Source organism: Microbulbifer maximicatervae (SeqCode) (genome assembly GCF_052467385.1).
In genome coordinates this window covers 2,827,730-2,849,529 of record NZ_CP174311.1, presented here as the reverse complement: position 1 = coordinate 2,849,529, position 21,800 = coordinate 2,827,730, and the positions used below count along the sequence as shown (strand labels likewise).

19 protein-coding genes are annotated in these 21,800 nt (G+C 45.6%); 12 read left to right on the top strand and 7 right to left on the bottom strand.

The window, feature by feature from the left end; genetic code table 11:
• Nucleotides 1-135: 135 nt before the first annotated feature.
• Nucleotides 136-1,254, bottom strand: coding sequence for a KamA family radical SAM protein (locus tag ACJJIR_RS11995; RefSeq protein ID WP_444905514.1), 1,119 nt, complete (start codon nt 1,252-1,254; stop codon nt 136-138).
• A 1,011-nt stretch (nt 1,255-2,265) separates the two neighbouring features.
• Here ACJJIR_RS11995 and ACJJIR_RS11990 point away from each other — a divergent pair.
• From ACJJIR_RS11990 to ACJJIR_RS11975, 4 genes are all read left to right on the top strand, one after another.
• Entirely contained in the window at nt 2,266-2,595 is a 330-nt protein-coding gene (locus tag ACJJIR_RS11990) for a DMT family transporter (RefSeq protein ID WP_413665519.1), read from the top strand.
• A gap of 315 nt (nt 2,596-2,910) precedes the next feature.
• On the top strand, nt 2,911-3,417 hold the full coding sequence (locus ACJJIR_RS11985) for a DoxX family protein (RefSeq protein WP_444905513.1): 507 nt from the start codon (nt 2,911-2,913) through the stop codon (nt 3,415-3,417).
• A gap of 95 nt (nt 3,418-3,512) precedes the next feature.
• A complete protein-coding gene (locus ACJJIR_RS11980) occupies nt 3,513-3,950 on the top strand; it encodes a cupin domain-containing protein (RefSeq protein ID WP_444905512.1) in 438 nt (145 codons plus the stop codon).
• Nucleotides 3,951-4,124: 174 nt separating this feature from the next.
• Nucleotides 4,125-4,871, top strand: coding sequence for a putative adhesin (locus ACJJIR_RS11975; protein WP_444905511.1), 747 nt, complete (start codon nt 4,125-4,127; stop codon nt 4,869-4,871).
• A gap of 172 nt (nt 4,872-5,043) precedes the next feature.
• On the opposite strand, the gene pcp is transcribed toward ACJJIR_RS11975, so the two are convergent.
• Complete coding sequence (gene pcp / locus ACJJIR_RS11970; RefSeq protein ID WP_413665523.1) at nt 5,044-5,712, bottom strand: pyroglutamyl-peptidase I; 669 nt, start codon at nt 5,710-5,712, stop codon at nt 5,044-5,046.
• A 95-nt stretch (nt 5,713-5,807) separates the two neighbouring features.
• Entirely contained in the window at nt 5,808-6,227 is a 420-nt protein-coding gene (locus ACJJIR_RS11965) for an ester cyclase (RefSeq protein ID WP_282933128.1), read from the bottom strand.
• A 273-nt stretch (nt 6,228-6,500) separates the two neighbouring features.
• On the opposite strand from ACJJIR_RS11965, the gene ACJJIR_RS11960 reads away from it, so the two are divergent.
• The 3 genes from ACJJIR_RS11960 to ACJJIR_RS11950 all read left to right on the top strand — a co-directional run bounded on the left by ACJJIR_RS11960 (nt 6,501) and on the right by ACJJIR_RS11950 (nt 11,728).
• Nucleotides 6,501-7,868 carry an efflux RND transporter periplasmic adaptor subunit gene (locus ACJJIR_RS11960; protein WP_444905510.1) on the top strand — a complete coding sequence of 456 codons (1,368 nt, stop codon included), beginning with the start codon at nt 6,501-6,503 and terminating at the stop codon, nt 7,866-7,868.
• Entirely contained in the window at nt 7,865-10,990 is a 3,126-nt protein-coding gene (locus tag ACJJIR_RS11955; RefSeq protein WP_444905509.1) for an efflux RND transporter permease subunit, read from the top strand. The genes ACJJIR_RS11960 and ACJJIR_RS11955 overlap by 4 nt, the downstream gene beginning before the upstream one ends.
• A gap of 291 nt (nt 10,991-11,281) precedes the next feature.
• Nucleotides 11,282-11,728 (top strand): GNAT family N-acetyltransferase, encoded by a 447-nt coding sequence (locus ACJJIR_RS11950; RefSeq protein WP_444897554.1) that lies wholly within the window; start codon nt 11,282-11,284, stop codon nt 11,726-11,728.
• 28 nt (nt 11,729-11,756) lie between these two features.
• On the opposite strand, the gene ACJJIR_RS11945 is transcribed toward ACJJIR_RS11950, so the two are convergent.
• A complete protein-coding gene (locus ACJJIR_RS11945; RefSeq protein WP_444905508.1) occupies nt 11,757-12,653 on the bottom strand; it encodes a LysR family transcriptional regulator in 897 nt (298 codons plus the stop codon).
• Nucleotides 12,654-12,770: 117 nt separating this feature from the next.
• Here ACJJIR_RS11945 and ACJJIR_RS11940 point away from each other — a divergent pair, with 117 nt between their 5' ends.
• Nucleotides 12,771-13,712, top strand: coding sequence for a peptidyl-alpha-hydroxyglycine alpha-amidating lyase family protein (locus ACJJIR_RS11940; protein ID WP_444905507.1), 942 nt, complete (start codon nt 12,771-12,773; stop codon nt 13,710-13,712).
• Nucleotides 13,713-13,743: 31 nt separating this feature from the next.
• A complete protein-coding gene (locus tag ACJJIR_RS11935) occupies nt 13,744-14,127 on the top strand; it encodes a 5-carboxymethyl-2-hydroxymuconate Delta-isomerase (RefSeq protein WP_444905506.1) in 384 nt (127 codons plus the stop codon).
• Between the two features lie 228 nt (nt 14,128-14,355).
• Here ACJJIR_RS11935 and ACJJIR_RS11930 read toward each other — a convergent pair whose 3' ends face one another.
• Together ACJJIR_RS11930 and ACJJIR_RS11925 are read right to left on the bottom strand one after the other, a co-directional pair.
• Nucleotides 14,356-15,234: an ABC transporter six-transmembrane domain-containing protein gene (locus tag ACJJIR_RS11930; protein WP_444905505.1), complete on the bottom strand. Its 879-nt coding sequence runs from the start codon at nt 15,232-15,234 to the stop codon at nt 14,356-14,358.
• A gap of 19 nt (nt 15,235-15,253) precedes the next feature.
• Complete coding sequence (locus ACJJIR_RS11925) at nt 15,254-15,820, bottom strand: TetR/AcrR family transcriptional regulator (protein WP_444905504.1); 567 nt, start codon at nt 15,818-15,820, stop codon at nt 15,254-15,256.
• Between the two features lie 95 nt (nt 15,821-15,915).
• On the opposite strand from ACJJIR_RS11925, the gene ACJJIR_RS11920 reads away from it, so the two are divergent.
• From ACJJIR_RS11920 to ACJJIR_RS11910, 3 genes are all read left to right on the top strand, one after another.
• The gene (locus ACJJIR_RS11920) at nt 15,916-17,037 is read left to right on the top strand and encodes an efflux RND transporter periplasmic adaptor subunit (RefSeq protein ID WP_444905503.1); all 1,122 of its coding nucleotides are present in this window, start codon (nt 15,916-15,918) and stop codon (nt 17,035-17,037) included.
• 9 nt (nt 17,038-17,046) lie between these two features.
• Nucleotides 17,047-20,163 (top strand): efflux RND transporter permease subunit, encoded by a 3,117-nt coding sequence (locus tag ACJJIR_RS11915; protein WP_444905502.1) that lies wholly within the window; start codon nt 17,047-17,049, stop codon nt 20,161-20,163.
• A 629-nt stretch (nt 20,164-20,792) separates the two neighbouring features.
• On the top strand, nt 20,793-20,936 hold the full coding sequence (locus ACJJIR_RS11910; RefSeq protein WP_444905501.1) for a DnaB-like helicase N-terminal domain-containing protein: 144 nt from the start codon (nt 20,793-20,795) through the stop codon (nt 20,934-20,936).
• Between the two features lie 56 nt (nt 20,937-20,992).
• Here ACJJIR_RS11910 and ACJJIR_RS11905 read toward each other — a convergent pair whose 3' ends face one another.
• Nucleotides 20,993-21,757 carry an SDR family NAD(P)-dependent oxidoreductase gene (locus ACJJIR_RS11905; RefSeq protein WP_444905500.1) on the bottom strand — a complete coding sequence of 255 codons (765 nt, stop codon included), beginning with the start codon at nt 21,755-21,757 and terminating at the stop codon, nt 20,993-20,995.
• Nucleotides 21,758-21,800: the final 43 nt, after the last annotated feature.

The following is a 21,800-nucleotide window of genomic DNA, read 5'->3' as shown; positions in this document are numbered from 1 at the left end:
AATTCTGCGATATATTGCGGTGCATACTACCGTTGCCAAACACTTGGTATTTTGGATATCTCAGGAACATCCAAAAAGGCATCAGCGCAATAAATTTTTGACTTATGATTACCTTCTCTGGTAGTTAGCACTTTGTTACTCCAGATATATACCCGTTTGCCCTCTGAAATTTCGAATGTGCCATTCGCCTTCGATATCGCCTTGTTTTACATATTCGTAGGGCATGACCGGGTTTTTGCCCAGCTCAGTAGTAAGTACATATTGAGGGACCGCAAAACCCGTGATGTGCCCCTGCAATGACTCATAAATCGCCTGTCCTTCCTTCAGGCTTGTCATAAAGTGAGAGACACCGACCACATTATCGCAGTGATAGAGGTAGTAGGGTCTGACTCGTATTTTTACCAGAGCGAGCATCAATTGTCGCATAACATCCGGTGAATTATTTACGCCTTTTAAAAGCACTGTTTGATTTCCTACCGGAACGCCCGCTCTCAGCAAGCGGTCGCATGCAGCGGCGGCTTCTTCGGTGACTTCTTTGGGGTGATTAAAGTGCGTGTTCAGCCACACGGGATGAAATGATGCGAGCATTTCGCACAATTCGTCGGTGATACGTTGGGGGGCCAGTACGGGAAAGCGTGAGCCAATACGAATAATTTCCACATGATTTATTGCTCTCAGCTTCTCCAATAGTTTGGCCAAGCGGTCGTTGGAATACATCAGTGGGTCGCCGCCGGTGAGTAATACATCGCGAATCTGTGGATGTGATTCTATGTAAGCAATATCCTCATCCCAGCTGGTTGCTTCGCCTTGTTCAAAATAACTTTCCGGGCCCACCGTTGTGGTGTGAAATTTCCTTGTGCAATGACGGCAATAAACAGGGCAAACAGACGTTACCAGAAAGATGACGCGATCCGGGTACTTATGTACGACGCGGTTGGTTTTACGAAAATACTGATCACCTACAGGGTCAATGTTTGCACTGTCGGGTACGATGGTTTCCTCTAGAGAGGGAACTGCCTGCAATCTAATTGGACAATTAGGGTCATCAGGGTCCATTAAGGAGGCGTAGTAGGGTGTAATACTCCACCGATAGATTTCTTTTAGCTGTTGGATAGCGTCAGATTCAGAAGTAGAAACATTGATCCATCGCTTTAGGCCATCCAATGTGCTGATGCGATTACGCATTTGCCAGCGCCAATCAGACCAGGCCTCGTCAGAGTTTCCCGTTACAGAACGGACTATAATGTTGCGCATAAGTATCGCCGCTTTGTTGTGCATTCATTTGTTGCTGATGGTCTGCCTCGATATCCGAGATTGCCTGTAAGGGGCTTGAACATGGATTGCCTGGATCCAGTAACTTGAAGCAATCATTATGTGTAATGAAATCTGTGGAAGGATTTGATGTTCGTAATGCCTCAAATCTCTGTAGGACTTTCTGCGATATTTTGAGCAGCCAACTTCTGAGCAACCAATTCCAGTGTATTTTGAGACCATACTACTTAGTTTCTTCAATACCCTTGTGAAGTAGGGGGGGCTGTATTTTATCTACCGCCTTTCTAATAAAAATAGAAGATGCGATTTTCAGCTGGTAGGTACTAAGAATACTGCTTTTTCGATAGCTTGGGAGATAAGTGTTTTGCGCTCTAAACGCTAAATCGAGAAAGTTGTAATCATCGTGATTGTATGCCTGTAGTAACACAGATCTAAAAAGGGGTGCGTCATTGGCGATAAAGGGTGTAACCACACAAATTATACCAAGTATCGGTTTCACGATATTTCAATCCTATATCCCAAATATCATTTAGTTGTTGCTCTATGCAACTTGCCTGCTACGTGAGGTAGATGTTATTTGGTCCGCACTCCTCTGTTTAATAAATATTTGCATATATTGAGTATTTTTCAACAAGTCAGTAATCGCAGGTATGGGGCCAATATGAGTGTAAAATTAGTCACGTTTTTTTCTGGAGGAGTATAAGAAACAGCTGTAATACTACAATTAGATCTATTGGTATCGATAGGCTAGGTAGTTGTCGGGGCTGAAATCTAGCTCTTCTTTATATTGCTGATTTGTCAATGGGAAGACATGAGTTATCTTGGGTAGCCAGAGGGCTGACTGTTGACTGTAAAGTCCAGCATTGTATTTCGTACAGCCGCATAGTAAATAGCAGAATCCCCGCTATTCTCCAATAGCGCTATTCGTCATAAATTTGATAGTATCTAGCTGATCAAGTGATTTGACTACAATAAATTCTAATGGGGTAGAACTTGACCTATTTGTTTTTATTTTTTGCAATCATTACCGAAGTTACAGCTACCCTACTACTTAAGGCTTCCAACGGTTGGGAAAAGTGGTGGCTGGGAATGGCCTCTATCTTTTTTTATTCTCTGGCGAGTCTATTTCTTGCGTTTGTACTAAAAAATATGAATGTGGGAATGACTTATGCCATCTGGTCAGGCGTCGGTATTGCTCTTGTTTGTGCAGCTTCTGTGGTTATTTGGCAGCAAAAGTTTGACGTATACGCTGTGAGTGGAGTTGCTTTGATATTTATGGGTACGGCTCTAATTACTATAAAATCCACTGTGTTTGAGCAGTAGCTTTTTCCTACAGCTTTTATAGGGCGGCTTTACTCAGAGAAAGGCCGGTGAGATTGGATTTACGGTGTAAATGCATCAATGAATTGCTGGCCTCCTCCGAAGAATAGGTTTGGGGCATTCTTTGAAGTGCCTCTTTTGTCATTTAGGTAAACCTGGTTTACCGCAATAATATATATGGTGTTGCGAATTAGGCAATTTTTGCGGTTCAACGGGGTGGGCTTGGCCTATTATTATAGATGACTGTAAACCCTTTTATGATATCTCTTAAAAAGGAAGGTATGGCTGTGGTTGAGTTGTGTGTTAAGGAAGTGTTATATGAAGCAGAGCACGCACGAAAGCTATGAGACTGCAGCTGATTTACAGTTGGCCTTGATTCGAATTTATATCGGGCTCAATTTTACCCATCATTTTGCTGAGAAGTTTGGTCTGTTGGGCGCAGACGCTTACAATTTTGTTGTTCATTATTTTGAGGGGATTGGATACTCATCCTCTATGGTGATTATCTCTGGTATTTGTGCGTTCTCTGCATTTGTTGGATTTACTTTCGGTTTGTTTACGCGGTTTGCCGCTGTTGGGACTGCTCTTTATTTGATGATTGCATTATTTGAAGGGCGGCATTATCTCGCAGGTTTTTCATGGGCAAGTCATGTCAGTGGTATAGATATTAGTGGAAATATACAAACCGTTTATGGTGGGTGGGAATACCCTCTTTTTTGGGCTTTTATTTGCTTATCTTTTGTGTTAACTGGTGGCAGAAAGTGGTCTGTAGATCAATATTTGAGGAAGACAAATTCTTCGGTGTTACAGTTTCTAAGTAGGTGATCTGGATTGTCTGAAACTAGGTGTAACCTATGGATAATTAGTGATTTATCGATGAGGCAATTTTTAGCTTTTGCTGATGAGGTGAGATACTCGTAGTGCAAAAAGAAATCGTTCGCCAAGATTTTTATCATCTTTGGTATGATAAAAGAGGAAGGTCAAGAACCACTGTAGGACATTTTTCAGATTTTGAATTGATTCAATACTCCAATCCTGTGCCCGAATATCACTATCGTGATTTGCCTAAAGTTATTCGAAGTGAGTTTGCAATTTTGCCTCCTGGGTGGAAAAGCGATTTTCACTCTACTCCGAACCCTCAGTGGGTTATTACATTATCTGGCTGTTGGCGTACGACAACTCGGGACGGTGTTGAGGTGACATATAGGCCTGGAGATGTTCATTTTGGGGGAGATACGCCTGTTAATGGTATAGCTATTGACCAGCAGGGGCATTGTACGATTAATCCCTCCAAAACAGATCCCGCGAAATTACTTATATTAACTGTCGACTCTTTGCTTCCTGCTCCTGAAGAGTGAGTATCTAATGGTTTGCCTGATAGGCTCCGGATCATATTTCCTGTAGCTATTGAAAGCTATTTTTGATTAAAAAATCGCATATTTTAAACATTTACTTCGGTTGTTGAGTGGAATACGATTTTTCTCGAGATAATTCTATTTGTTAACTTAGGCTTTGAGAGCTGGGGAGGGTTTATGCCTGCAAAGGAGTTTTTCAGTAATGTCAAAAGTGCTTTAAAGGACTATTTTGGTAATAAGGCAACAGCACTTTGGCATACCTTTGATGATTCTGAAGTGGCGGTGGCAGGGAACTATCAGTGTGTAGATCTTGATGGTCGTGCTTGGTTGTGGACTCCTCGTGGAATGACAACAAACCGGTTAATTGTAACTGCTCACGGGTATCGCAGAACCACATCCAGTTTCAAAATAGAGCACAATGTTAACCTGCATTTTTACTCGCGTGATAAATTCAGTGTGAATGATCCTGGACTTGGGAGGTTTTATGATCGGGGGGCCAATTCTGTTGAAGATTTAGGTTTAAATGATACTTGTTTTAACTACATCCTGACGAAGTATACCAGTAGCGCTACTAATAGACACAATACTAACAATGAAACTTACACTTCGATTAATGCGATTATGTCTCACAATGATAGTGATAGTCGAAGACGCAGAATTCAGAATGCTAATAATATCGGAATGGTTGCCAAGGCAAATAGCATTCAGTCCTTTCAGCCGCCCAGTATTCTGACCATAAGAAATAGACAGTTTATGGCAGCTGTAAACCTGAAGTGGGTTTTGGATACCTTGGCGAAAAAGGGACATCACTTTAATGACATTGATTGTCTCTTCTGTAGAAATACTCTTTGGACTGGCACAGTAGCTGTGATGTCGGGTCTGTCCGGAGGAGATAAATATAGTGATGATGTTGCTATAAATTAGTAGTAGAAGGGGTTGTTTTATAGTGTCTATATGGCCTTTTTTTGCGCGGTAAGAGCATTTATTGATCTACTTGGTACTTTGAGATATCTCGTTGATATTTCCTTCTTTGTATGTTGATTGCATAAAAATTACTAGTAGGGAGAATATGACCTTACTAAACTGTTCAATTTGATTAGATTTGTAAGTGAGAAGGGATCGGATCGTCAGTGTCCCGCGGGTTAGCTAGTGCGGCTTCAATGGCAGCCTGTATCCCAAGGGCGGCAGTTTCTTTTGACATGCTGGGATTGCCGATATTTTCGGGTAGTGCGGCAATCTGGGGTAGCTGAGGAAGGTGTATCCAGCCGGCGGGGATATTTAGTTGATTAGTCGCGATATAGTGAAGCGCGCCATACATCATATGGTTGCAACAAAAAGTACCCGCAGTATCAGAAATATCGGCAGGAACACCAATATTGCGCATTGCCATAACCATTGCGCGGATAGGGAGTGTGCTGTGATAAGCGACAGGACCATTTTGTATAGTCGGCTCACCCTGCATTTCAACTCCCCGGTTATCTTTCAGGTTATATCTGGTGGAGTCATTATAATTTTGTGCAATTCTCTCAGCTGTAATGATTGCACGGCCACTGTACTCTCCTAACATCACCACTAATTGCGGTTCTATTTCTTCAATAGCATCCGTGACAACTTCAATGCTTTCAAAGAAGTTGTTGGGTATCAAAAGACCATGAATATCACCATTGGCTATTTGTGTTCCGTCCAGCATACGCATAACTGACTCGGCTGGATTTATCGGTGTGTTACCAAAGGGCTCAAAGCCAGTCAATAAAACTTTTTCCATAGAGATGTTATCGTAAATAGATACAGAAAGATTGATATATTGTTAGTTGTCAAAGGTAGCGTTGCGCAGGCTACCTTTGACTGGTTCGTGGTCGGCTATTCAACTAAACCTAATTGCTCCAGGAAAGTGTATTTATCCCAGTCCACCCAGCTTTCCACCATTTTTCCATCTTTATATCTATCGGTATGTACGCCAGTCCAACTGCTGGTTTTTCCTGTTGCGTCATACTGTAGGAATTTACCCGTATGGGTGGCGGTAATCCTCCAGCGGGTACAAACATAATCACCCTCGGCAACTTGTACCAGAATTTCTAATTTTGTGTTGGAGAATCCCTGGTGAAATTCAGCGACTAAATCCAGGCAGTCTTTTATCGATAAAACCGACGTGGAACCGCCAGCATAGGGCATTTGGTGATTTTTATAATCCGGTGATAAATAATCTGTCGCTTTGTCGGGGAAGTTGTCCCCCCACAATTCCAGTATCGCTTTTGATGTCTCTTTGTGATTGTTCGCCATTTTTGTCCCACTGTCAGTTAGGTCGGAATTTGGTAGCCCAAGCATAGTTCAGTGAATTTAAGGGGGGAGCGAATCGAAGTGGGATTAGATTCAATATTGATAGTCGATTGATATGAGTTGGCGCAGATTACAAGGTAAATATATTGAGTAACTACTTTAAGCTTTACAGGGTGTTGTGCGTTCTGCGAACTTTAATAGAGTATTCAACTGCTGGGTTTTAGTGGCACTAGGCTTTTTAAGGTCTGGTTCGGCCAGTTCTTTATGGGTAAAACTATGACAAGTAGCGCAATCAAAGCCTTACTAAAGCGTCGTCGAATGCTACCCGTTTTGATACTTGGTGGAATTTTAATGGCTATGTCGCTGGTGGCCAGTCGACAGAAACCACAAAGATACGAAGGGCAAGTTCCGGAACTGCTGGTGGAAGCCATCGAAGTGAAGCGAATGCCTATTCGAGCTGAAACTGTTGCTTTTGGAGAGGTGATGCCGAGCCTTATCCTTGAGGCAAACTCTGAAGTTGGTGGTCGTGTGGTTTCAGTGTCGGCTGATTTGGAACCTGGCGCAATAATATCTGCCGGGGCACCAATCCTAAATATTGACGAAACCAGCTATCAATTGGCCGTTGCTCAAGCGGAGAGTGACTTGGCTGTTTATCGCGCAAAATTACAAGAACTGGAGGTTGAAAAGGCTAATAGCCAGCGTTCGTTGGAAATAGCTCAGAGGACACTGGAATTAGGGGAACAGGAATTACAGCGAAAAGAGCAGTTGGCGGTTAAGGGGATTGTTTCTCGCTCAGCGGCTGATGCGGAGGAGCAACGGGTATTGAAGTTGCGACAAGAAGTTGAACTTCAAAAGGGTAATCTCTCCCTCTTTCCCACTCGTAGGCAGGTGATAAAGGCCCAGATAAGTCGTGCTGAAGCGCTGCTTGGTGAAAGTCGCTACCAGTTATCGCGAACCCGGATAAGCCTGCCCTATAACGTGCGGATCGGTGATGTCTATGTGGAGGCTGGCCAGTCTGTTGCCCATGGGACTCCGCTTTTTGTCGCTTATGGTATGGATCAGGTGGAGGTTTCAGCCGAACTGACGATGGCTCAAATAGTGCCTCTTTTTCGGAGTATTGAATCTCCCAGTGATCAAACTTTCTCGCCTGACGACTTCTCAGATGCCTTATTGGGATTGGAGGCCAGGGTTGGACTGGTAGGTGGTATTGAACCGGTGGAATGGCGGGGCAGGGTAGTGAGAGTTGGAGGTACCATGGATACCACAAGCAGAACTCTCTCCGTAGTGGTTGCAGTGGATAACCCTTATCGAAATATAGTAGCCGAGGGTCGGCCGCCCCTATTTCGTGGTATGTATGCCCGGATTAAGCTTATTGCACCTCCTTCGCCAGCTTTAGTTATCCCTCGCAGAGCCATGCATGAAGGGCGGGTCTACTTGGCTGAAAATAATCAATTGAAGATTCGCACCATAACGGTGGACTACTACCAGGGTGATCTAGCTGTTGTTCGCTCTGGCTTGGTGCCTGGAGATCAGGTGATAACTACTGATGTTATCCCAGCAATCAGTGGGACGGCAGTATCTGTCATCGATGTCAAAATGGGAGTTTCAGACCTGACCGTGGCAGTAGAGGAAGTTGGCGAGTGATTCGCTTTTTTGCGATCCACCCAACTGCTGCCAATTTGCTTATGGTCGGTTTAATGCTGGCTGGCTTTTTCGTATTGCCGACGATGAAGCGAGAGACTATGCCAGAAATCGACAAGTTCGAAGTACAAGTCTCAGTATTTTATCCTGGTGCAGCTACCGCTGAGGTCGAAGACAGTATCTGCCTCCCCCTCGAAGAGGCAACGGATGGCATCCCATTTATTGATGAGCGCCGATGTGAAGCTGCAGACAATCTTGGCGTGATGAAACTGAAAATGCAGGAAGCAGGTGATATGGGGCAGTTTCTTGCCGACATTGAATCTGCGGTAGATGCAATAGATTCCCTTCCGGCTGAGAGCGAAAGACCAGTCATAGAAGAGCTGGGACGTACCCAGCCGGTGGTGAGTGTTGCCCTAAGCGCAGATTTGCCTTTGATCCAGCTCAACCAATTGGCCGAGCACTATCGCCGAGAGTTACTTCGTCATCCGCTGGTGCCCATTGTCAAAATTTCCGGTTTTTCAGACCATCAATTGCAAGTGGAAATTTCAGATTACAATTTGCGACAGTATGGACTGAGTGTTGCCGATCTTGCCGCAATTATCGATAAGCAGGCAATTGATATGCCCGCCGGTAAGGTAACTGCACCTGATCGGGAGTATCAGGTTCGTTTTACCGAAAAGCGGCGCACCGCAGCAGAGCTTGAAGAACTTATTGTTGTCAAAGGAATGGATGGCGCAGAGGTGCGTTTGGGCGATATTGCCACTATCCACGACAGTTTTGAAAAGGAGGAGGACAAAATCACTTTTGATGGGCAGCGAGCCGCATTGCTTGTTGTTCAGAAAAACAGCGTGGATGACAGTTTGAGGGTGTTGGAAGCGGTTCGCGAATTTGTCCAGGCGGAAAATGCCCATTTGCCGGAAGAAATGCGGTTGATTCTTACTCAGGATAGCGCCTCAATTGTTGCTGATCGTTTAAGGATGATTATTACCAACGCCTGGCAAGGGCTTATTCTTGTTGCGCTGACCCTTTATTTGTTTTTTAGCGGGCGATATGTGTTTTGGGTGGTTATGGGCCTGCCCGTTTCATTTCTCGGCGCCTTTGCTGTGATTACTACTTTGGGTATATCCATCAATATGATCAGCTTGGTGGGGCTGCTGATTGCAATTGGAATCTTGATGGATGATGCCATTGTGCTTTCGGAAAGTATCGCCACCGAATACCGGGATGGCCGTACACCTCTTCAGGCGGTGGTTATCGGAACCAAGCGTGTTGCAAGGGGGGTTATCTCCTCATTTGTTACTACCGTGATCGTTTTTTCTGGATTAGCTTTTATCAAAGGGGACATGGGGCAGGTCCTCAAAGTTTTACCAATTGTTTTAATCTCTGTACTAGTGGTTAGCCTGATTGAAGCCTTTCTTATTCTCCCCGCCCATTTGCGTCATGCCCTTTTGCACAAGGAAAACCCACCAGCCTGGAAAATCGCTTTTGCTCAGCGGTTTGAGTTGTGGAGAGAGTATGTCGGGCGTGTCGCTGATAAAGCGGTTGAATATAGATATGCTTTTGTCGGCGGCGTAGTGGGACTATTTTTTGTTACGGTGAGTTTACTTCCTGCGGGGTTAGTTAAATTCCAAGGGTTTCCTACATTGGAGGGAGATTTACTACAGGCCCGAATTCTAATGCCCCAAGGAACCTCCCTCGTAGAAATGGAAAAGCTGGTGGCATATCAGAAGAAGGCCCTGTATTTAGCTGCTGAAAACCTCTCAGGGAAAGAGGTAGCGCCTCTTATCGAGCACATTAGTGTTACTTACGGGGTGAATGGCGATGCTTTTGAGACTGGAGCTCATGTAGCCACAATAAATGTCGACCTACTGGCTGCAGAAGTTCGCCATACAAGTATCAGTGAGTTACGTCAGGCCTGGAGTAAGGCTGCTGGTGATATCCCTGGTGCGATCGCGATTTTGTATAAGGAGCCATCGCCTGGTCCAGCTGGACGAGCTATTTACCTTCGCTTGGCCGGGCTGGATATTGATCAGCTAAAAGGAATATCTATACGTCTACAAAACTGGCTGCGCAGTTACGAAGGAGTGGTGAATGTACTAGATGACCTGCGTCCTGGTAAGCCACAGCTGACGGTCCGAATGCGGGAGGGGGTTTATGCTTCTGGTATTGATGCCAGTGTTGTGGCCACTCAACTGAGAGCTGCCTATCAGGGCACAGAGATTGATGAAGTGCAGTATCAGGGAGAGACTTACGAAATTCGTGTTCGAATGGATGAGCCATCTCGCAGTGCGCTGTCACGATTTGACGAGCTTGTCATTATCCACCCTGAAACAAGGCAGCGTGTACCCTTGATGGCAATTGCCGATATTGAAATGCACCGGGACTATGCGCGTATCCAGAGAATAAATGGTGAGCGTGTTGTTACGGTCTTTGCAGATGTTTTTACAGAGAGGGCCAATGCCAGTGAAATTCTGCTGGATACCCAACAGAACTTTTTTGCACCATTGGAGCAGGAATTTCCGGGCCTAAGGGTAACCATGAAAGGAGAGATTGAGAATAGTCTCATTACAGGTCTATCGATGGGTAAGGCCTTGTTGATCGGGGCAATAGGAATCTATTTACTACTCTCGCTTCAATTTCGTAGTTATACCGAACCTGTAATTGTGATGATGGCGATTCCCCTGGCTTTAATAGGTGTAGTCTGGGGACATATTATTATGGGGCAGAATATGACGATGCCCAGCATGATGGGATTTGTCTCTCTCACTGGAATTGTGGTGAATGATTCAATCCTGTTAGTAGAGTTTGTGAAGCTTCGTGTCCGAAAGGGAATGGACGTTCACTCGGCGGCGAGTCAAGCCAGTCGCGACCGGTTCAGGGCTATTTTCCTTACCTCACTGACAACAGTGGCCGGATTGTTGCCACTGATGTTCGAAACCAGCCTTCAAGCCCAGATACTGATTCCACTGGTGACCAGTATTGTATTTGGGATAAGTAGTTCAACCGTTTTGATTCTGTTAGTCCTGCCAGCCCTTTATGGCATTCTTAAGGACTTTGGCTTAACTGAGCGAATTCAGGAGCCGCTAGATCGATTACCTGAAGATATCGCCGCTTCTACGACTTAAATAATCTTGATTGTTGAAGTGAAAAAGCAGCTGGAATGACTGGTAGAAGAAGGAAGATAAAGAGAAAGCAGTGGTAATACTTTGAGCTCCGGGAAGAATTATTCATCAATTCTTAATTAGTGCACTTGTACGAGTATCCAATATAGGGTTTCGGAGTTGGTTTAAGTAGTCGAATGTTTCATGTACGTCACGGAATAAGTAGCGAATAGTCCTTGTTGTCCCCTTTACTTCAATTGATAATCAGGAAGATAAATTTGAACTTGCCTTCTTTTGTACAGATTCACTCTCAAAATGATTAGAAAATACAATAAAAATGACTATCCAAGTGTGCTGGATATATATGCCCGTTCAAAACTTGATGAGCTACGGTTTGAAAACCGGAGTTTCAATCTGTTGCCGCTGGATAAAGATCAAAAACGTTTGGCCCAGCTGATGGAGTCGGATATTTATGTGTACGAAAAAGGTGATGTTCTTGGCTATGGTGCACGGTATAAGAATGAGATTCGTGCACTGTTTGTGCATCCATCGTTTAGAGGTCAGGGGGTAGGGCGGGAGTTGCTGGAGTACTTGTTAGGGGAAATCAGTGGCGCTGTACACCTGCAGGTTGCCAAGACCAACGACCCGGTGAAAAACCTGTATCGCAAATATGGTTTTGTGGTGACCAGGGAGCTGCAAACTACCTACAGCGGGGTTCCAGTACTTGCCAATGAAATGGTTCGCCCCCCCAGCGCCAACTAAATACACAAACACCTATGCTACAGGAGTGTCAGCAGGCGTTGTTCTCAAAACATTCCTCCAGAAACCTCCAAAAGGCATCCAGCTTGGCGGAGGCGGCTCTTCTCTGCTGATACACCGCAAAAAGTGGCCTGCTTGATTGTTGCCAATCCGGCAGAACCTGAACCAAATTACCCGCCGTCATATCCCGCTCTACCAAATAATCGTAAAGGCAAGCTATACCGGCGCCAGATAGGGCTGCTTGATAGAGGGAATAGTAGTTATTACTTGAAAAGTAGGGCTTGGGGGCAATCGTGATCGATTCCTGCCCCTTCTTAAAAGTCCAGGAAAGTGGATCGCGGCTGTACTTGTAACACAGTAGTTGGAATTTATTGAGTTGGTCCGGGGAGGAAAAGGACTTAATCCTTGCCAGGTACTCAGGAGATGCTACCAGGAGCCGATCGTGCCGGCCGATTTGATGAGAGTAGAGCGTTGATTGGGGCTGTGCAGGTTGGGATCGCAATGCCAGGTCAAACCCTTCACCGGTAAGATCCCGAAGCTGATCATCCAGAATCAGGTCCAAACGGATATCTGGGTGCTCAGTTGTAAACTTCGGTAGCCTAGGTGCCAGCCAGAACTGCCCCAGAGCCGTTGGGGCGGTAATCCGCAACAATCCAGAGGGCTGCCCTTTGGAGCTGGTTAGGCGCTCTTCCACTTCCCTAAGATCATTAAGGACACGCTCTGTGGTTTCCAGGTAGTCCCGCCCCGCATCCGTAAGGCTTTGGGATCGGGTAGTACGGTGAATTAGCCGAGTACCCAGTCGCTGCTCAAGCTGTTGGATGGCCTTGCTCACAGCGGACACCGTGGACCCCAATTCCCGGGCGGCACGGGTAAATGACCCCAATCGCGCCACCGTAGTGAACACCTGAATTAAGTGGAACCGGTCCAAAGGAACCTCCAATAATTTCCTGGCAGGAAAAAGTGAATATCAAAATTATGCTATTAACGCATTTATAGGAAAAAGTCACAATATCTTGGCAGATCGACAAGTTAAGAAGGGTTTCTGATGAGAGTGATTGTATTGCTATGCCTGATTTTGGTTCCCAGCGCCTTTACGCTGGCCGAGGCACCGCCAAACAGCCAGCCATTTCACGTCAAGGGGGGTGATTTTAAGTTGCCAGTGGGTTGGCACTTTGGGGAGGTTGCGGGGGTGGTCCGCAGGGAGAATGGCCACTTTGTTGTGTTTCACCGAGGGTCTCATTCGCTGTTGGAGTTCGATGGGCAGCGGCGTTTTGTTCGCGAAATTGGCGCGGGACTGTTTGAAAATCCGCATGGTCTTCGTATAGACCATAAGGGCAATATTTGGACTACCGATACTGCCACGCACCTGGTATTGAAATTTGCACCTGATGGCGAAGTAGCCATGGTATTGGGGAAGCGAGGAGCAGCCAGTGAAGGCTGGTTTGATCGCGACTACAACTTGGTGCTGTTCGATCAGCCCCAAGATGTTGCAGTGGATAGAAATGGATTTATTTATGTGGTGGATAAAGGCAACAGCCGCATCGTAAAGCTGGATAAGAATGGCCTTTTGGTAACCACCTGGGGTGGTCAGGGGGAGGCCCCTGGAGAGTTTAATTTCCCTCACTCCATTGTGATTGATTCTGAGGGGCAGTTATATATTGCCGATCGTGAAAACCGCAGGCTACAGATCTTTGATTCACAGGGTAAATATTTAACTCATTGGCGTGGAATAGGTTACCCCTATGTCCTCTTTCTCAAAGGTGATGCTTTGTGGATGACAGATGCACGGGCCGAGGAAGTGCGACAGTACGACCTGTCTGGTGATCTCAAGATGCGCTATCAAGGCCAGCCTGGGCGGGGACAGAAGCAATTTGGCTTTGTACATGGGATCTATGTGGATGACGACGGACTTTGGGTGTCCCATATCTTGAACTGGAGCATTAATCGCTTACTGCCAGCGGATACACTACCCGCTCCGGTCATGTAGCTTTTCTTTCAAAATTCACCTGGGAGTATTTATGCCTCACTGTGTTATCCAGTGTCCTTCTAACCTACTTGAGTCGGTAGATGTTGATAGCTTACTGACTTCTATCCATGCCGCTGCAGATCAGTCTGCACTCTTTGAGCCGGGGGATATTAAAGTTCGTTTGTTACCTGTCGAGCACTATTTGGTTGGACCTGAACCAGCACCGTTTGTACACCTGGAGTGCAGTCTGCTTTCAGGTAGAAGTATTGAGCAGCGACAAAGCTTGGCTCATTTACTAGCCAAGGCCCTATGTGCAGCCGTGCCCGATGTGGAGATGGTTTCTGTAGAGGTCCGCGAGATCGTGCGGGCTACATATTGTAATCGCGCTGCATTGGGAATTGGTCCTTTGGTATCAATAGTCAATGTTCCCAGCTGACGGGAGGGGGAACTGCGTAGCCTTTTCTGGTACTTTGGATGATAAGTGGTCAGCGCTTGTTGATGGGGCGGATCATTAGTAGAAAGAAAGCGCCGGCGGTCATCTGTGCCTGTATCAAGCTTTGAAAGCGGCTTCCAAAGTTTCTTTTGAGATTGAGCCAGTATTTGGTGAGAAGCCCAGCTGTTTTGGAACGGGGGGAGTGCCTTTGGCAATAAAGCCCCTCTTTCCTTATGATCGAATCCGATTAGAAATCTCCTTCAAACGAATAACCTGCTGAACATAGAGTGGCAACGCAGATACCTTCCCAATAAAGTCGAAAACGTACATTAATAAGGCAACTATTAACCCGTAGTTAACCAGGCCCCCATCGATTGCAGCTATGGGAGCGTAAACAAACAAAGCGACTATGCCTGCCCACAATATAAAGTAAGTACCTGTTTCCAGGTCACTCAATTCAATATTCCACCGCATAAGGCGCTGGAAGTGTGCTTTTGCATGCTCAACATTTGGCTGTTTAATCGCATCAACCTGATATTCCAGCTCATTATTATAAGATTCATTCAGCTGATAATTGGTATTTCCGATTACGCAATAGATCAGGATAATCATAGCAAGAAGAGCCAGGCAAGCTAGAAAGACATTAAGATTGATAGCGCTGATGATAATGAGCAAACCCACCGTACCAATAGAAACGGTAATGACTTCTGGTAGACTATTTTCAAAGAATTCGACAATTTCAGTTAATAAACTGGAGCGCGCAGTAATAGTCGATACCGACTGCCTCTTTGCTTTTTCACGGGCTACCATTTCCGACGTAACTACCTGGTAAATATGTGCGTAGATTCTTGTATCGTAAAATCTTCGAGCACTTCCTATAAGGACAGAGATAGTACCCAAGATTGCCAATAGATAAATGCCATCATAGGACTGTTCTAACAGACTATTGATAGCCCAGCCGATGACAAGTGGAAAGAGTAGTTCGAGGAGTGTTTCAATAATGACCAGCGCTAGGGTCAAGGATACTCGCCACTTAAATCGGGTAAAAATCGAAAGTAAAGAATGTTTGTGCTTATCTTTCGTAAAATCAGCAGTAACTGGCTGAGTCATTTAACAACACTCTCAATGGTTAACTAGCAACGCCATTACAAAATGTGTGAAACGCTAAATCGGCCAGCGTATTGTGGTCTATGGATTCTGCATTTTTTGTTAACCAGGATGTATAAAGCAGACCTTCTACCAGGTTTACTACCCAGGAAGTAGGAAGTTTCTTGGACAAGCTGCCTTCGGATTTTGCGTATTCCACTAATGTCGCGATTTCATTTCCCTGTTTCTCATAGATCGCGGTGAGTTCTGGGTCATCTTCATCAAAGTCTCCCAGCTTCATTAAAAACTCCATTTCAGCGGACAGCGGAAAGATCGCCTTGAACATCAGGTGGAAGGCTTGCAGAGCTGATTCAGCTTCGCTTTCCAAGTGTTCGGTAGCTTTATCAAATGCCTGCAGGCAGTGAATTGCAGCAGCCTTAATCAGCTTTTCTCTCGTGTCATAAAGGCGATAAAGGGTAGTGCGCCCAACTCCAGCCGCCCTGGCAATGTCACTAAGTGACGCCTCCCTGTTTTTGCTCAAGAGTTCCATTCCTGCCTTCATGATCGCAGTTTGTGACTTCTGAATACGCGCATCTAGTTGATCAGCCATGGAGTTATCACTCAAACTTTATGGAACATACTTGTATCATAATCTGCTATTAGTTATGGTGCAAGAGTGTTCCATAAACTGTAAGTTGCCTAGGCATGATGAAAATTGCGGGAATCTGGTTAAAGCGACGGGCTGCAGGTGTCGTTGCCACCAGCTTACTGGTCTTGGTAGGGCTGTGGCTTGGGGCTGAGCAACAGCCGGTAGCCATGGTCGAGAAGCCCAAAGAGCTTGGTCTTACTGTCACCGTCGTAGAGGCGGTACCGGCGGATGCACAGTTTGAAGTCAAAACAACGGGCATAACACAACCCCGCTGGGCGACTGAAGTTATCGCGTCAGTCAGCGGGCGTGTCACCCATATTGCTAAACACGCAATGCCGGGCAGCCTCATTAGAAAAGGAGAAATACTGGCATCGCTACAGGATACTTTTTACCAGTCTGAGCTAAGTGCTGCTCAAGCCAGAGTGTCAGAAGCTGAACTCAACTTGGCCGAGGTGTTAACGCGTCAATACGTAGCAAAACGAGGGGATAAAGCGAAGTCATCATTTGGCCGGCTGGAGCCACATGTCAAAGCCGCAGAGGCAAATCGAGAAGCGGCGAGGGGAGCTCTCGCATCCTCCCGGCAGAGGCTGGCTGATACGCAAATCAAAGCGCCTTTTGACTCAGTGGTTATTGCAGATTTAATCCATCCTGGCCAATGGATAAATGAGGGGGATGTACTCTTTCGAGTGGCAGCCAGTGATTACCTGGATATTAAAGTTGAGCTATCCGAGCAGACTTGGCAGCGCTTAGACGGCCTTCAGCAAGACCCCAACAAAATCACTATAGAGGCGCCTGACGGACAACAATGGCAGGCCTCGATCCGCTACCTTAGCCCAATCATGGATACGGTCACCCGTCAGCGTAGCCTTATGTTGCAAGTGGCTAACCCCTTTCAGCACGAGACTCCCTTGCTCGCCGATCAGCAGGTCGGTGTAGTGTTTGGAGGCAACACACAGAGCTATGTTGTCAGCGCACCAGCATCGGTTCTTACAGAAGATGGGAAAGTATGGAGCGTTTCTGAACAATCCCTACTTTTGGAAGAGATAGAGCTACTGGATATGCGGCCGGAATCAGTCCTGTTTCGTTACAAGAATCGGCCCCACCAGAATCGTCAGCTTGTTCGCTTTCCTTTGACCAACTTTGTTGAAGGTCAAGCGGTTGCAATGACTATCAACTAAGGCCTGCACATGAAAACACTCTCACGCTGGTTCCTGGATAACCCGGTTGCCGCTAACCTTCTTATGGTGTTCATTCTGGTTGCAGGCTTGCTGACCTTTCAAAATCTGCGGGTGGAAAGCTTCCCACAAATTCCACCTACGGAAGTCGAAATCTCCGTTGTCTACCCCGGCGGCACTGCCCGCCAGGTCGATGAGAGTATTACACAGCGTATTGAGGAAGCTATCAGTGGTGTTGCAGGGATAAAGCGCATAACCAGTCAATCGAGCAAAGGTTACGCTTCATTAGTAGTGAGAAAAAATACTAATGTTAAGCTGGATCGTTTGATAGAAGATATTCGCAATCAAGTTGAAAGTATCGAAGGTTTTCCTGCATTGGCGGAGCGGCCGCGTATTTATCGCAGTGAATATACGAATCTTGCGGCGTTTGTCATGGTCTACGGTGGTGACAATAATGATTCTCTTCAGCAGGTATCCTCACGAGTAGAGCGAGCACTTAAGAAACATCCTGCTATTTCTAAAGTGACAAACCTGGGTAAAAGAAAGAAGCTATTGGCTATAGAGCCGGACCTCAGGAAACTCCAAAGCTACGGTTTATCCATTGAAAACCTAACGGAACGTATTCGCCAATGGTCAGTAGAATATCGCAGTGGCGAATTAAGAACGGCCAATGGCAATATTGTACTGCAGGGCAGTTTCCTGGCTGACAACTTGGCGGAACTTAGGAATATCCCCATTATCAATACATCGACGGCACGAGTGGGACTCAGTGATATCGCTACTGTTAAGCGAGATTATGAGCAAACCGACAGTATTGTTCGATACCAAGGGCAACCTGCAGTCGCACTGATGATATCCACCAGCCAAAAGGACAACCTGTTTCATATCAATGAAGCCACAAAATCAGTATTAGAATCATTAGAGCCGACCTTACCCAAGAATATGCAATTGGATGTAATGGCGGATATGTCCCCTTATATTTCCGAGCAATTAGACCTACTAAGTAGCAACGCCTTACAGGGATTATTCATCGTCTTATTACTATTGGTGCTTTTTTTAGATACGCGGCTGGCCTTTTGGGTTGCCTTGGGGATTCCCATATCCCTTGCTGGTGCGATTACATTGATGGGTTTTCCTTCCCTGGATTACAGCATTAACGATATCACTTTATTCGGCATGATTTTGGTGCTGGGGATATTGGTAGATGATGCAGTTGTGGTCGGTGAAAGTATTCACCAGGCGAGACAAAATACAACTGACACTAAAGAAGCTGCCTGGAAGGGTGTTGAAGCCGTAGCCGTGCCCACAGTTTTTGGCGTATTGACTACAATCGCGGCCTTTTCACCGATGTTATGGATTGAAAATGAGTTGGCAAAAGCCTTGTCAGGATTCTCAGCTGTAGTGATATTTGCACTGATATTTTCACTAATTGAAAGCAAATTTATATTACCCGCCCATTTGAGCTATCCAAATACACATACTCAAACTAAAGGCGCACTAAAACGATGGATTGAGATTGCCAGAGAGAAATGTAACCGTTTATTAGATAAATTTTCGGATAAGATATATATTCCGCTTTTGTCTTTGAGCTTGGTAAACCGGAAAACGAGCATTAGTCTGTTCGTCACCTTTTTGCTACTGGCCTATGGCGCTATGTTCAAGGGGCATATTGCTTCAGTATTTTTCCCTGAGATTCCAGGGCGCTATGCCACGGTTAAAGTGACTATGCAGCATGGTGTTGCAAATACTTTAGTGGAACGCAATACCGGTCAGCTTGAACAGGCCATCAAGCGCACTGCAAATAGGTTGCAACAGGAGTTTGAACTTCCAGATTCACCTGTTAGCAAGTATATAGTGTCAAAGGAAGGCACCAAGACTATAGAGTTGACAGCGGAATTAACACATGACGCCTTGGCTAAATTAGCGAGCAACCGCTTTTTAGAGGAGTTGCGGCTGCATACAGGTATCCTGGAGGGTAGCTATGCAGTGAAGTTTAGCCTTACGGAGGAGCCGGCGGGCGACACTGCCATTGCGGTTTCTGCTCGCAATCGAGATCAGGCAAAACAAGTGGCTGACCGCCTCAAGGCTTCACTCGCTGAGTTGCCCGGTGTGAACGATGTATACGATGATAGCCAACTTGCTAAAAGACAGCTGAAAATTTCGGTTAATGAGCGAGGAGCCAGCCTGGGAATTGATCAAAGCCATCTGGCGGTGCTGATAGGCGGAGCATACGGCCAGATTGAAATACATCGCCTGTTGGATAAAGGTGAAGAAACTCTGGTTTTGGCCCGCTTTCCTCAAGCAAAAACTAAAACAATTGAGCAGTTAAAAGCGACTCCTATTAACCTGGATGGCAACAGCTACGTAAGCTTAGGTGAAATCGCCCAGCTTGAGTATGAGCGTGAGCCCGAGGTTATTTATCGTCGTAATCGCGATGAAGTGGTCAGTATCTACTGGCGTCAGAATCGTTCTGTTATCTCACCGGAAAAAAACTGGGAGAAGCTAAAGGAAGGGTTGGTACCAGAACTGGAGCGCCTATATCCGGGTGTCCAAATTAAGGCCGTTGGTGAATTTGCCGAAATAGTAGAAGTACAGGCTGGATTTAAAAAGTCCATGTTGCTGACCCTTTTACTTATCTACGTTTTGTTGGCGATACCATTAAAATCCTATTGGCAACCTTTGATTATTATGTCGGTGATTCCAATGGGCTTTGCAGGGGCAATTATTGGACACGGCCTATTGGGCTTCCCAGTAAGCTTGTTATCCTTGTTTGGGATGATGGCAATGACTGGGGTAGTGATTAACGATTCCCTAGTATTAATGAGCCGATTTAATCAGCTCTACGCGCAGGGCGTACCAGTAAAAACAGCGTTACTTCAAGCTGGGAAAAGTCGCGTTAGGGCAATTTTCTTAACCACGGTGACTACTATCTGTGGGTTGCTACCATTATTAGCCGAAACCAGTGAGCAAGCCCAATATTTAAAGCCAGCAGCTATATCCTTGGTATTTGGGGAACTATTTGCTACACCGATTACCCTAATCCTGATCCCTCTTTTACTTTCTTTTGTGCAATGCAAAATTGCTTCGAAAAGTGATAGCACTTCTTACCTTAAGCAAGTCTCGCTTTGATGACTTAAGCCACCAAGTTGATCTCACGAGTGAACGTTTAGGGGACAGCTAAACGTTCATTAATTTGCCACTAAAGGCTCCAGTACTTGTGAGGGAACAGGTGCCCGGTAGTCATCAAGAACCAATTCGAGCGCGTTCATCGGTGAATAAGATTCAAGTTTTAACAGGATTTATATAGTAGAGGGCGCTTCTAATGCAATTTGTATGTAGGTGATAAATTGCGTCATACTACTTTTTTATTGCCATTTGTTTTTTTTATTTTCTAGACCTCCCCCAGTTTTTTCATCTCGCTACTACTTGGAGCTTAATAGGCCTGTATATAAGCGGATTCACGTTGTTGAAGAAGATAATAGGTCTATCCTAGTTCTGGGTTTAATATGTTATGAGATATTGTTTAAAGGCCAGATTTTAAGTGCGGTAATTTGCACAAGTGATTGTTCTCGAAAATTAATAGAGGAATAGTGTCATTTTCGTGTAGAAAATATGGAACAGTTAATCGAAATGTTTCACCGGGTAAGAGGAGCCATTTTAAGTAAGTTGGTCCAAGAGGATCTGAAGCTAAACCGCAAAGTAGAGGTGGGTAAACTGGATTTTGGAAAGCAAATGGATACTCTGGGAAGGAATGCTAAATGTCATTTCTGTGGTGGCACCATGAAAACACTGCTCCCCAACTGCATTCGGTTTATTCAGATAATTTTGTGCTGGGTGGCTTGTTATTAGACCCTGATCACATAGGTGCGGTAGCCAAACTACTGAATGAAGAGGATTTCTAAGGTGGTCATTCGCACAAGTGGAGGGCTTGGCCCCCACTTGTGCACTTTCAAGCCGGTTAGAGGCAGTAGCCCCCATCAACCTTCAGGTGTGCATTTCGCATACCGACTGAGTGATCTGTGGCCAGATAGTGGATTGCTGGCACTATGTCATCTACCTCAAGTGCCCGGCCCAGTGGCGTTACCATCATACTCTCTGCGAGACTTTGAATGTCTGATTGGCTCATGCCGGCTTTTTCCTGGATTTCGGTCAGGGTGATTCCGGGGCGTACGCTATTTATACGAATTCCCCTCACCGCTAACTCCGCATTCAGGACCTGGGCATAACCTTCAATGGCAGACTTACTCGCGCTATAAGCGGAAGTTCCCGAAAAGGTTTTCTCTACGGCAATACTTGAAAGCAAAACCACGCTGGAGGGGTTATTCATCACCGGTAGTAATTTTTGCAGTGTGAAAAAAGGTCCCTTCACATTGATATCAAAAGTGTGATCGAAGAGGGCTTCATCGGTTTCCTCAAATATCCCAGGCTTGAAAATACCGGCATTCAAGATAAGGGCATCCAGTTTAACCTCATCGTTTTGTAATTTGTTTCCCAGTTGCTCAATTTGATCGAGTTGTCCGCTATCACATAGGTGGCAGGTCAGCTGGCCGCTACTCCCAAAGAGGCCCGCGATATCCTCGGCTGTTTGTTCCAGTTTTTCAGCGTTTCGGCCCGTGATGATGACTTGCCAGCCCTCGGTTAAAAAGTGCTTAGCTGTTGCGAGTCCAATACCGGCAGTGCCACCAGTGATTGCGATGGTTTTTGTTCTCTGCTGGTGTCCCATAGATCCTCTCTTGCGATTGTAATGGTGCAATGAATGGCAGTTG